At 71.4% G+C, this 11,971-nt stretch carries 8 protein-coding genes; 2 read left to right on the top strand and 6 right to left on the bottom strand.

What is annotated here, in order from left to right; all coding sequences use genetic code 11:
* Positions 1 to 107: 107 nt before the first annotated feature.
* Both AW273_RS12325 and AW273_RS12320 read left to right on the top strand, forming a co-directional pair.
* Positions 108 to 1,229 carry a molybdopterin-dependent oxidoreductase gene (locus tag AW273_RS12325; protein WP_062348315.1) on the top strand — a complete coding sequence of 374 codons (1,122 nt, stop codon included), beginning with the start codon at positions 108 to 110 and terminating at the stop codon, positions 1,227 to 1,229.
* Entirely contained in the window at positions 1,226 to 1,606 is a 381-nt protein-coding gene (locus tag AW273_RS12320; RefSeq protein ID WP_062348313.1) for a hypothetical protein, read from the top strand. Before AW273_RS12325 ends, AW273_RS12320 begins: the two co-directional genes overlap by 4 nt.
* A 7-nt stretch (positions 1,607 to 1,613) precedes the next feature.
* Here AW273_RS12320 and AW273_RS12315 read toward each other — a convergent pair whose 3' ends face one another.
* The 6 genes from AW273_RS12315 to AW273_RS12290 form a co-directional block, all read right to left on the bottom strand.
* Complete coding sequence (locus AW273_RS12315) at positions 1,614 to 2,234, bottom strand: TIGR04282 family arsenosugar biosynthesis glycosyltransferase (RefSeq protein ID WP_062348311.1); 621 nt, start codon at positions 2,232 to 2,234, stop codon at positions 1,614 to 1,616.
* The gene (locus AW273_RS12310; protein WP_157555736.1) at positions 2,231 to 2,896 is read right to left on the bottom strand and encodes a glycosyltransferase family 2 protein; all 666 of its coding nucleotides are present in this window, start codon (positions 2,894 to 2,896) and stop codon (positions 2,231 to 2,233) included. Before AW273_RS12310 ends, AW273_RS12315 begins: the two co-directional genes overlap by 4 nt.
* A gap of 60 nt (positions 2,897 to 2,956) precedes the next feature.
* On the bottom strand, positions 2,957 to 4,003 hold the full coding sequence (locus tag AW273_RS12305) for an NAD-dependent epimerase/dehydratase family protein (RefSeq protein ID WP_062348308.1): 1,047 nt from the start codon (positions 4,001 to 4,003) through the stop codon (positions 2,957 to 2,959).
* Positions 4,004 to 4,114: 111 nt separating this feature from the next.
* Positions 4,115 to 8,209: a PQQ-dependent sugar dehydrogenase gene (locus AW273_RS12300; protein ID WP_063909930.1), complete on the bottom strand. Its 4,095-nt coding sequence runs from the start codon at positions 8,207 to 8,209 to the stop codon at positions 4,115 to 4,117.
* Between the two features lie 8 nt (positions 8,210 to 8,217).
* Positions 8,218 to 9,693: a glycosyltransferase gene (locus tag AW273_RS12295; RefSeq protein ID WP_062348307.1), complete on the bottom strand. Its 1,476-nt coding sequence runs from the start codon at positions 9,691 to 9,693 to the stop codon at positions 8,218 to 8,220.
* The gene (locus AW273_RS12290; RefSeq protein WP_232327325.1) at positions 9,690 to 11,933 is read right to left on the bottom strand and encodes a glycosyltransferase family 2 protein; all 2,244 of its coding nucleotides are present in this window, start codon (positions 11,931 to 11,933) and stop codon (positions 9,690 to 9,692) included. Before AW273_RS12290 ends, AW273_RS12295 begins: the two co-directional genes overlap by 4 nt.
* Between the last annotated feature and the right edge of the window lie 38 nt (positions 11,934 to 11,971).

The raw sequence follows: 11,971 nt of genomic DNA, 5'->3' as shown, positions 1-11,971 counted from the left end.
GGGTCTCAACCACCGGGTCGCGGACCCCGGTCACCGGGCCGCGCCTCGACGTTTCGTCAGGTGTCGTTGCCGCTCCGATGGGCCTGCGGCGCGATTCCATGTGACGTATGAATCCCACGCTCCCGCGGTTCAGAGGCCGGTTGCACGACGCCAGGACGGCCGTCGCCATCGGGCGGTGGCTCGGATCGGCCGTCGTGGTGTGCTTCCTGACCGGGTTGATCAGCCACGTGCTCCAGCACCCGCCCGGATGGATGGCCGGCCTGCTGCCGGTCCGGCCGGTGTGGGGCTACCGGCTCACCCAGGGGCTGCACGTCGCGTCCGGGCTGGCGGCGATCGTGCTGGTCATGGCGAAGCTCTGGGCGGTCTACCCGAGGTTGTTCACCTGGCCGGCGTTCCGGTCGCCGCTCCACCTCGCCGAACGGCTGTCGATCGCGCTGCTCGTCGCGGCGACGGTGTTCGAGCTGTTCACCGGGCTGATCAACATTCTCCAGTGGTATCCGTGGCCGTTCTCCTTCACCCAGACCCACTACGCCGTCGCCTGGATCGTCGCCGGCGCGCTGCTGCTGCACCTGGCCGTGAAGGCGCCGCTGATCAGGGAGAACTGGCGCGGGAAGCCGGCCGACCTCGACGCGGCCGACCGCAGGGCGCTGCTCGCCGGGGTCGGCGCGGCGGTGGGCGCGGTCACGCTCACGACGGTCGGCCAGTCGCTCTCGGCGCTGCGGGGGTTCGACCTGCTCGCGCCGCGTAACCCGGACGTCGCGACCCAGGGCATGCCGATCAACCGGACGGCCGCCGCCGCGCAGGTCACCTACGCCTCGTCCGAGGGCTGGGCGCTTGAGGTCGCCGGGCCGAAGCCCTACCGCGTCACCCTCGCCGAACTGGAGGCGCTGCCGCAGCGGCGGGTGCGGCTCCCGATCGCCTGCGTCGAGGGCTGGAGCGTCGACGCGTGGTGGAGCGGGGTGCCGCTCCGCGACCTGCTGGCCCGCGCGGGCGCGCCGCCGGGCACGGCCGTGCGGGTGGAGTCGCTGGAGGTCTGGGGCTACTACCGGGTCATGGAGATGCCCGCCCAGTACGCCGACGACCCCCAGACCCTGCTCGCGCTGCGGCTCAACGACGAGGTGCTGTCGCTCGACCACGGCTACCCGGCGCGGATCATCGCCCCCAACCGCCCCGGCGTGCTGCAGACCAAATGGGTGTCCCGGATGGAGGCCCAGGTGGAGACGCTGTGAGGGCGTTGCGGTTGTCGCTCGGCGCCGCCGGGGTCGCCCTCGTCGGCGTGGGCCTGTTCTTCCTGCTGCCGCTGCCGGGCCTGCTCGGGGTGGTCGTCTGGTTCGCCGGGGCCGTCGCGCTGCACGACGTGCTGATCGGCCCGATCGTGCTGGCGACCGGCGTGCTCGTGGCGCGGCTGCCCGACCGGGCCGTGGTGCGGGGCGCGCTGATCACGATGGGCGGGCTGGTGCTGATCACCGTGCCGGCGCTGCTGCGGCCGGGGCCGTCGCCGAACCCGACCGTGCTGGTCCAGCCCTACGGCCGTAACCTGCTCATCTGCCTGGCGGCGGTGGCCGTCGTCGCGGTCGTGCTGGTACTGCTGCGCCGCCGCCGCTGACCCGCCGTCATTCGGCGGGTGCCCGGAGCCGGGCGTGCAGGCCGGCGAAGCGGCTCCACGGGGCCTGGGCGGCCACCGCGCGGGCGTCGGCCGCCGTGTCGACGTCGCGCAGCGCCGGCAGCTCGCCGACCCGCAGGCCCTTGTCGCGCAGGCGGGCGAGCTGGGCGGCGCCGGTCTCCGCGACCGACATCGGCACGCCGAGCAGCAACGCCGGATCGGGGTCGGCCAGGCCGAGCGCCCAGAAGCCGCCGTCGTCGGCGGGCCCGAACCAGGCGTCGTGCCGGCCGAAGTCCAGCGCGGGTGCCAGCAGATCGGGCCTGACCTGCGGGGTGTCCATGCCGATCAGCAGCGCCGGGCCGGCGCAGGCGGCGAACGCGGCGGCCAGGCGTTCGTCCAGGCCGCCGCCGCACTGGGGGCGGATCTCGAAACCGGCGGGCAGCCAGTCTCCGGGAGACCCGGCCAAGACCAGGACGTGCCGGTCGGCGGGGGTGCGCAACGCCGCGGCGAGGGTGTCGGCCAGCGCCGCCTCGGCCAGCGCGGCCGCCTCGACCGGGGTGAAGGGCGGGGTCAGCCGGGTCTTCACCCGTCCCGGCACGGGTTCCTTGGCGATCACGAGAAGCGTCGTCATTCGCCCAGCACCCGCCGCATGTCGCGAACCGCCTGGAACGTTCCCCGCCAGGTGCCGGTGACCTTCGACTTCCCGCTGCGCGGCAGGTAGGGCACGTCGATCTCGCGCACCCGCCACCCCGCGTCGGCGGCCCGGACCACCATCTGGAGCGGATAGCCGCTGCGCCGGTCGGTGAGATCGAGCTTGAGCAGCGCCTCCCGCCGCGCGGCGCGCAGCGGACCGAGGTCGTGCAGGCGCAGGCCGGTCCGCCGCCGCACCATCTTCGACAACGCCCAGTTCCCGGCCCGCGCGTGCGCGGGCCACACTCCGCGCGACCGCGGCCGCCGCCGCCCCAGCACCAGGTCGTCTCCGGCGGAGAGCAACTGGACGAACTCCGTCAGCAGCCCCGGATCGAGTGAGGCGTCACAGTCGCAGAAGCAGACGACGTCGGCCTCGGACGCCAGGAGCCCGGCGTGGCAGGCCGCCCCGAATCCGCGCCGCGGCTCGTGCACCACCGTCGCGCCGAGCGAGCGGGCGATCTCCGCCGACCCGTCGGTCGAGCCGTTGTCCACGACCAGCGCCCGCCAGCCCGGCGGGACGCGCTCCAGCACCCACGGCAGGGCCTCGGCCTCGTTCAGGCAGGGCAGCACGACGTCCACGGTGTCCACGGTTGTTTCGATCACCCTGCCACCGTAGGAAGGACCGGCCCCGGTCGATCCCCGCGCAACGCGGGTTATGCGCGCTCATGACCTGAGGGGGGCGTGCGCGAACTCCACCACCCCGTCGCCGAACTCCACCGAGGGCTTCCAGCCGAGGTCACGGCGGAGCCGCGCGGAGTCGGCCGTGATGTGCCGCACGTCGCCCAGCCGGTATTCGCCGGTCACCACCGGCATCGGCCCGCCGAACGCGGTCGCCAGCGCGGTCGCCATCTCGCCCACGGTGTGGGGGTGGCCGCTGCCGGCGTTGTAGGCGGTGTGCCGCCCCTCGGGCCGGTCGCCGACCGCGTCCAGCGCGGCCAGGTTGGCCGTCGCGACATCTCTGACGTGCACGAAGTCACGGCGCTGCCCGCCGTCCTCGAACACCCGGGGCGCCTCCCCGCGCTCCAGCGCCGACCGGAAGAACGACGCCACCCCCGCGTAGGGGGTGTCGCGCGGCATGCCGGGCCCGTAAACGTTGTGGTAGCGCAGCGACACCGCGCGCCCGCCGGTCGCCCGCGCCCACGCGGCGGCGAGATGCTCCTGGGCGAGCTTGGTGGTGGCGTAGACGTTGCGCGGGTCGGCCGGGGCGTCCTCGGTGACCAGGCCCGGGGCCATCTCCGCGCCGCAGAGCGGGCAGCGCGGCTCGAACCGCCCCGCGTCGAGGTCGGCGACCTCCCGGGGGCCGGGCCGCACCACGCCGTGCACCGGGCAGACGTAGCGGCCCTCGCCGTACACGACCATCGACCCGGCCTGGACCAGCCGGGACACCCCCTGCCGCGCCATGGCCGCCAGCAGCACGGCGGTGCCGTGGTCGTTGCACGACACGTAGTCGGGCGCGTCGCCGAAGCCGGAGCCGAGCCCGACCATCGCGGCCTGGTGGCAGACCGCGCCGACCCCGCGCAGGGCCGCCTCCAGTGCCGCGGCGTCGCGCACGTCGCCCCGGACGAACTCGGCGTCCGGGATCTCCGGCTCACGGGGATGGGCGGCGGGCAGCAGGGCGTCGTACACGACCGGTTCGTGACCGGCGGCGGTGAGGGCGGCGACGATGTGCGAGCCGATGAACCCGGCTCCTCCAGTGACGAGAACTCGCATGCCAGAAAACTACGGAACCCGCAGGTCGGCGCCGTGTTCCCGCGCCGCCGGGCCGCCGTGGAAGGGGCCGGGCGCCCCCGAAGGGGGACGCCCGGCCATATGACAAGCGGTTCAGCTCACCAGCACCTGGTCGAAGACCGTCGTGTTGAGCTGTCCCGCCTCATGGGAGCAGACGAAGAGCCCGATCGTCGCCGGTCCGGCGATGGTCGCCGTGCCGATCGCCGTCCAGTCCTCGCCGTTCGCCGACCGGTAGGTGGTCACCGTCGACCCCACCCGGGACACCCGCAACCACACGGGTGCCGTGGCGGCTCCGCCGTCCGCGTCGGAGTTGAAGTTCGCCTGCTGGTGGATCCCGTTCGCCGGGGTCAGGAACACCCCGGAGTACGGCGACAGCGCCGTCGCCGCGGATTTGATCATCAGGCCCGACTTCGCCCAGTCGTCGGTGTTCTCCTGGCTGATCACGCGGGCCACGATCGTCCCGTTCGCCGGGAGGTCGCGGTAGACGTAGTGCATCTGGTCGGCCGTGCCCCACACGTCGCCGCCCGCGCCGGAGATGGTGAAGGTCCGGCCGTTGACGCTGGCCGTCCCGGCCAGGGCGGGGCCGCCGACGTCGACGGAGTTCCACCCGGCCGGCAGGCCGGTGGTGTTGGCGGGGGTCACCGTCACGTCCGAGAACGTCGCCGTGGTCGTCTGGCTGCCGTCGTGGGAGACGGCGAACAGGCCGACCTGCGCGGCGGCGGCCATGGTGACCGTGCGGGCGCCGACGCGGGTCCACGTCACGCCGTCGTCGGAGTCGAAGGCGGTGAAGGTGTTGCCGGCGCGGACCAGCTTCAGCCACACGTCAGGGGGGTCCAGATCGGAGCCGGTCACGTCGTGTTCCCCGGTCGTCTGCAGGTGGACGCCGTGGTCGGCGCTCAGCAGCAGGGCGGCGTACGGGGAGCCGGAGACGGAGGTCTCCTTGAACATGACGCCGGCCTTCGTCCAGGCCTCGGCCCGGGTCAGCGAGTTCACCCGGGCGACGATGGCGCCGTCGCCGGTGAGCGGGCGGCGCACGAAGTGCATCTGGTCGGTCTCGCCCCAGACGTCGTCGCCGCCCGCCGTGACGGTGAACAGGCCGCCGAGTTCGCCGGAGGAGCCGGGCAGCACCGGGTCGCCCACGTCGCCGCCCGTCCACAACGCCGGCAGGCCGTTGTCGTCGGCCGACTCGAACGTCACGTGGTCGAAGGTGGCGGTGCCGAGGACGGTGCCGTCGCGGTGGGCGGTGACGAACATGCCCGCCGACACCGTCTCCGGCAGGCCGGGCAGAACGTGCCGGCCGACCGGGGTCCAGTTCTCCCCGTCGGGCGAGCGGAAGGCCTTGATGACGTCGCCCTCGCGGGTGAGGCGGACCCACGCGTCGGGGAAGGCGAACGGGCCGCCGACCACCGACGAGGGGTCGGAGGTCTGGAAGTGCATGCCGTTCTCGGGGGTGACGAACAGGTCGGCGTAACCCGACGGGCCCCTGATCATGAGGCCCGCCTTGGCCCACGGCGCGGTCTCCGACTGCGAGGTGACGCGGGCGGTGATCGAGCCGTCGCCGGTCAGCGGGCGGTTGAGGAACGAGTGCTCCTCGGTGTCGGCCCACACGTCGGTGCCGCCGCCGTTGACGGTGTACGTCCCGTTCGCCGTGTCGTAGGTGGCCGAACCGGCGGGCGTGGCGCCGTCGACGTCGGCGCGGGTCCACGGCGCGGGCACCGGGCCGACCGTCGAGCCCTGCGTGACCTGGACGTTCTCGAACGTGGCCGCGCTCAACGCGGTCATGTCGTGGGAGCTGACCCACAGGCCGATGGTCGCCTGGGCGGCCATGGGCAGAGTGGTGGTGCCGATCGCCGTCCACACGACGCCGTCCGCGGAGCGGTAGGCGGTGAAGACGTCGCCGGTCCTGGTCAGCTTCATCCAGCCGCCCAGCGACGGGTAGCCGCCGCCGTCGCCCTGGAAGTCGTACTGGAAGTGCATCCCGTTCTCGGGCGTCAGGGCCACCGCGGCGTACTTCGCCATCGGGGTCGCCGACTCCTTGATCATGACGCCGGCCTTGGCCCACGGGTGGGTGTCGCCCTGCTCGGTGAGCTTGGCGATGACGGTGCCGTCGCCCTGGAGCGGCTGGAAGACGTAGCGGAACTCGTCGGTCTGGTCCCAGACGTCGTTGCCGCCGCCCCTGATCGTGAACGAGCCGGCGTCGTAGTAGGTCGTCCCGGCGACGGTGCGCGGGCCGATGTCGGCGCTGGCCCACGGGGCCGGGGGCTGGGTCAGCTCCAGGAAGTCGGCCGCGTAGGTGGCGTCCTGGCCGGGGGTCACGATCGTGTGGGTGATCTCGCCCTCGTCCGACCAGCCCTGCCAGGCGTACTGCCTGCCGTTCCAGAACTGGGTCGCGGGGGCGCTCAGCACCCGCTCGACCCCCACGACCGCCTGCTCCACCCGGGTCCCGGTGAACGGCACGCCGTCGACCGTGTACGTCGGCCCGAGAGGATCGGAGGTGAAGGTCAGCTCGACCAGGTTGGGCTTCACGTCGACGAACGAGGTGTGCTGGAGCCCGCCCGCGTCGGTCACCGTGAGCTGCACCCGATACCACGTCGTGGCCACGTTGTCGGCGACGCGCGGGATCGTGAACGTGCCGCCGCGCACGCCGCCCACCGGCCCGAGGAACGGGTGCACGTGGTCGGCGTGGTGGAAGACGACCGACCACGAGAACGCCGAGGCCGGCAGCACGCCGTCTTCGGGGTCGGTGCCGGTGGCCGCGTAGGTGATGGTGTCACCGGCGTCGTACGTGCTCAGCGAGACCGGCGCGGTGATCGTGCCCGTCGGCCTCCGGTTGCCGACGGTGACCCGGACCGTCGCCTGCGTGGATTTCGCGCCGTCACTGACGGTCAGCGTGACGTCGTAGGTGCCGTTGGTGGTGTACGTGTGCGTCGGGCTCGCCTCGGCCGAGGTGGCGCCGTCCTTGAAGTCCCACAGGTAGGTCACGTCGTCGCCGTCGTCGGGGTCGCCCGACCCGAGCGACGAGAAGTGCACTTCCAGCGGCCCGAGGCCGTCGGAGGGCGTCGCCGCGGCCTTGGCCACCGGCGCGCGGTTGCCGCCCGAGGGGGCGATCCGGTATAACGCGCCGGGGTAGATGTTGAGCTGGTAGAGGTTTCCGTCGGGGCCGGTCGAGATCTGCACCGGCGTGCCGGCGTTCAGGTCGAAGTCGTTGACCGAGATGACGCTCTTGAACTCCTCGTCCATCTTCAGGTACTTGATGAACCCGAGCGTGTAGTCGGCGAAGAAGACCGCGTTGTCGTACTCCTCCGGGAACGTCCCTCCGGTGTAGATCTCCAGCGAGGTCACCGACCCGGCCGCGGCCGGGGGAGCGGTGTGCGGGTAGGTGTAGACCGGGTTGGCGTAGCCGCATCCGGCGCAGAAGCCCTCCGCGAGGGGCCAGCCGTAGTTGCCGCCCTTCTCGACGAGGTTGATCTCCTCCCACTCCGAGCCGCCCACGTCGCCGGTGAGGATCTTCCCGGCGTTGGGGCCGCTCGGCACCACGTCCCAGCGGAACGGGTTGCGCAGGCCGTAGGCCCAGATGGAGCGTTCGGCCCCCGGGGTGGCCGCGAAGGGGTTGTCCGGCGGGATCGTGCCGTCCTTGTTGACGCGCAGGATCTTGCCGTGGGGCGTGCCGAGGTTCTGCGAGTTGGGGTTGTAGGTGTTCATCCCGAGCGACCAGTACAACTTGCCGTCCGGGAGGAACCGCAGCTCGCCGCCGTGGTGGAAGACGTTCGACTGCTGGTTCGACTGGATGAGCACCAGTTCGGAGGCCGCCGCGATGGTGTCGCCGGTGACGGTGAAGCGGCTCAGCCGGTTGAAGTTGTCGCTGCGGGTGTAGGCGACGTAGACGTAGTGGTTCGTGGCGAAGTCGGGGTCGAGTTCCAGCCCGAGCAGGCCGCGCTCGTCGGCGTTCGCGGTGGGCAGGGTGATCATCGGCGCCGTCTGGAGCACGCCGTTCTTGATCAGCTTGATGGCGCCGTTCTTCTCGCCGATGAGGATGCGGCCGTCCGGCGCGAACCGGAAGGCCGTCGGCATGTCGAGGCCGTCGGCGAGGAGGGTCTTGTCGAACTCCACCGGCGGCGCGGCCTGGGCCGCCGGCGCGGGCACGACGACGAACACGATGAGGAGCAGTAAGGCGGTGAGGGTGCGCATGGTGGTACCTAGTCGGTGAGGGCAGGCAAGGGGGCCTTGGCAGGCTGGCCGGCGGGCTCCTCGTCGTGGGAGGAGGCGTGGTCGACGAGGCCGTGCTGGGTGAGCTCCCAGTAGTGGCGCCGCGAGGGGCGCAGGAGCTGGAAGAAGGCCTTGTACGCCGCGACGCTCATCAGCCCCCAGTAGAGGGGGACGGTGAGCATCGCCCGGACCGCGCGGTGGAGCCCCCGCTCCATGCAGCCGGTCATCAGGCAGTACATCATCAGGAAGTTGCCGAGGATCATCGTCATGACGCCGAGGTAGAGCACCACGGCCGGGAACAGCGCCTCGATGTACTGCGTGCCGGTGAAGACGTAGACCAGCGTCATCAGCCAGAAGAACGGGTTGACGAGCGTGGTGAACGTGGAGAACCCGAGTGTCAGGTGGAAGGCGATCCAGCGGCGGGTGCCGAGTTCCCGCCAGAGCTTCACCGGGTGGCGGGTGTGCACCAGCCACGTCTGGATGTAGCCCTTGATCCACCGCGACCGCTGCCGCACCCAGTTGCCCAGGTGGCTGTTGGCCTCCTCCTCGGTGACCGACACCATCATGCGCACGTCCCAGCCGCGCCGGGCGATGCGGATGCCGAGGTCGGCGTCCTCGGTGACGTTGTAGGCGTCCCAGCCGCCCAGCGCGCGCAGCGCGTCGGTGCGGAAGTGGTTGGAGGTGCCGCCGAGCGGGATGGCCAGGCGGTGCCGGTCGAGGCCGCGCAGCGACAGGGAGAAGTTGGTGGCGTACTCGGCCGCGAAGCACCGGGTGAGCCAGTTCGTCCAGGGGTTCCAGTACTGGAGTTCGGCCTGCACGCAGACGACGCGGTCGGCCAGCAGCCGGAACGCCAGCACCGACTTGCGGAGCTGGTCGGGGTCGGGCCGGTCCTCGGCGTCGTAGATGACGCAGAACTCGCCGCGTGCCTTCTCCAGCCCGACGTTGCACGCCTTCGGCTTCGTCTTCGGGTTGGAGTGGGGGATGATCACGACCTCGAACTGCGGCAGCAGGTCGATGGTGGCCAGCGCGCCCCGGGTCGCGTCGTCGTCCTCCTCGATCAGCAGCAGGATCTGCAGCTTCTCCGGCGGGTAGTCCATCTGGGACAACCGCTTGAGCAGGAACGGCAGCACCTCCGCCTCCCGGTGCAGCGGCACCAGGACGGTGTAGAGGGGCAACATCTCCCGGGGGATGGTGTCGATGTCGGAGGGCTCGAAGCGGAGCACGGGCGAGCCCCACGCGCCGAACACCATGGCCAGCTTGAAGGCGATGACGGCGACGTAGATCGCGGTGACGATCGCGACGGCGGCCTGGCCGTACCAGACGGGGCCGGGGCCCCAGCCGGTGACGACGTGCAGCGCCGGCGCCCCGATCAGCAGGGCGATCACCAGCGTGCCGGTGACCGCCTGGCCCCGGCTGAGCAGCCGGCGCGCGCTCAGTTCGTCGGGAATGACGGCGGTGGGGGTCATCGCACGGTCTCCGTTCGGATGGCGCGGTAGATCAGGCGGTCGGCGTCCTGGTAGAGGAGCTGGTAGTTCTCGTTGAGGACCGGGGTGTCGTGCAGCGACTTGTAGACGCCGTCCTCCGCGCCCTTCGACGAGCGCATGTAGATCCAGCGCACCCCGCTCTCGACGGGGTCTTCGAGCGCCGGTTCCCACATCCGGAACGAACCCTCGTAGATGATCTCCCCGAGGGGGAGCTGCGACTGGAAGGTGACGAGCTCGTTGCCGAAGTTCTGCATCAGCACCCGCCCGCCGTCGTAGTTGGCTTTCAGCCAGGTGGCCGAGCCGACGTCGATCCGGCCGCCGGGGGAGTTCAGGTAGGCCACCGGCTCCTCCAGCGTCTTGGTGCCGGGCACCGCCAGCACCGTCGCCGCCACGGCGACCGCCAGGAAGGGCTTGGCCTGCTTGACGTACGCCACCAGGAACCCCGCGAACACCGCCGCGCCCAGCGCCATGACCATGCCGAACCGCACGTTGTAGAGGTCGCCGTGGATCTCGGTGACGTGCAGCGGGCGCTGCCCGGCGTACAGCGTGAAGATGTAGAACGGCAGGAACCCGAGCAGGGCGTACGGCGCCAGCGTGGCCGCGTGGACGCGGTGGCGGGCGAAGTAGAGGATCACGCCGAGGGCGGCCAGGCCCAGCGTCACGTAGCCGATGTCGTCGGCCATCGCGATCAGGTAGGTCTGGGCCGAGACGACGATGTCGCCGACGGTCCGGTCGCCGGCGGTCACCCACAGAGACGGCTTGGCGTACTCGCCGACCTGCCAGTAGAGCGGGTTGCCGAAGATGATCCAGTTCCACCCGCACCAGGCGGCGATGCCGCTGTAGGCGATCACCGAGAAGAAGATCAGGTTCGCCTCGATGTGCGTGTAGCCGCGCCACCGGCGCAGCGCGGTGTAGCCCACGACGCAGGTGACCGCGAGGCAGAGCACCCAGCCCTCGTACCGGGTCAGCGTGGCGAGAACGGTCCACATCGAGGAGAGGGCGATCTGGCCGTAGCGCCCGGTGCGGCACCACTCCTGGAGGTGGTAGACCGCGCCCGCGATGCAGGCGAACAGCAGCGACTCGGTCATCGGGGTGGCCTGGAGGTAGAGCGAGTTGGTGTTCAGCGCGAACACCGCGGCCGCCGCCACGCCGGCCCAGCGGGTGCCCGCCATGCCGTCGGCGATCTTGTACAGGTACCGCACCGTGATGACGAACGAGATCATCGAGCCGATGCCCGACGCGAGGCCGGTCGTGTAGAAGAACTCGATCCACACCAGCGGCACCGCCAGGACGTGTGGCAACGGCAACCACACACCACCGAGCTGGGCGAGGCCGGCGGTCGGGCTGTCGACCACACGCGCCGCGATCAGGACGTGCGAGACCGCGTCCTTGTAGCTGAGGACGACGCCCTCGTTGAAGTAGTAGACCGCCGCGACGACCGACAGGACGGACGCGAGGCCGGTCACCACGGCCAGCAGCGGGTCGTCGGGGGTGAGGGCCCGGCGGGTGCGGCGCCACTTCAGGCCGTCTCTGACCAGGTCGCGGTAGACGCCGGCGAGGCTGGTGAGCGAGCGCAGGATGACCCTGATCGACGCGCCGGTCTGGTGGCCGTGCTGGCGCGGGTAGTGGTTGACCGGGTGTTCGACGATGCGCGTGTAGCCCGCGCCGATCTTGGCGAGCAGCTCCGGCGAGATCGCGGCGGCTTCGCCGGTCAGCGTCAGGTCGTCCAGGAGCTTGCGGTCGAGCAGCTTGTAGGCGCAGTCGACGTCACGGCTGCGGGTGCGCAGCAGCACCCGGCTCATCTGAGTCCAGATCCACGCGTTGACCTTGCGCATGAACGGGTCGGCGCGGTGCTTGCGGTAGCCGATCACTCCGTCGGCGCGTTCGTCGCGCTGCACCTGGAGGAAGGTCAGCAGGTCGTCGGCCCTGAACTGGCCGTCGGAGTCGGTGAGCAGGATCCGCCGCATGTCGGTCTGGTCGAGGGCGGCCGCGATGCCGGTGCGGACCGCCGCTCCGTATCCCTGGTTGACCTGGTGGTGGACGGCGATGACACGTCCGGGGTAGAGCTCGGCGAGCTCGTCGAGCACCCGTCCGGTGCCGTCGGGGGAGCCGTCGTTGACGACGACGACCCGGTGCTCCATGGCGGCCAGCGTGCCGAGGAAGTCCTCGACTGTTGTCCGGAGGTTCTCTTCTTCGTTGTACGCGGGCATGACGACGGTCACGCCCTCGGTGTACAAACGCGCGGCTCGGGGCGGCGCGC

This window comes from Herbidospora yilanensis (assembly GCF_001570565.1).
GTDB lineage: Bacteria > Actinomycetota > Actinomycetes > Streptosporangiales > Streptosporangiaceae > Herbidospora > Herbidospora yilanensis.
Note: the sequence above shows the minus strand (reverse complement) of the source record. Positions and strands in the feature narration are given on the sequence as shown.

Excerpts from the sequence above, each read along its gene's own strand:
- AW273_RS12325 (WP_062348315.1), top strand. The coding sequence starts at position 108 with ATGAATCCCACGCTCCCGCGGTTCAGAGGCCGGTTGCACGACGCCAGG.
- AW273_RS12315 (WP_062348311.1), bottom strand. The coding sequence starts at position 2,234 with ATGACGACGCTTCTCGTGATCGCCAAGGAACCCGTGCCGGGACGGGTG.
- AW273_RS12305 (WP_062348308.1), bottom strand. The coding sequence starts at position 4,003 with ATGCGAGTTCTCGTCACTGGAGGAGCCGGGTTCATCGGCTCGCACATC.
- AW273_RS12300 (WP_063909930.1), bottom strand. The coding sequence starts at position 8,209 with ATGCGCACCCTCACCGCCTTACTGCTCCTCATCGTGTTCGTCGTCGTG.
- AW273_RS12295 (WP_062348307.1), bottom strand. The coding sequence starts at position 9,693 with ATGACCCCCACCGCCGTCATTCCCGACGAACTGAGCGCGCGCCGGCTG.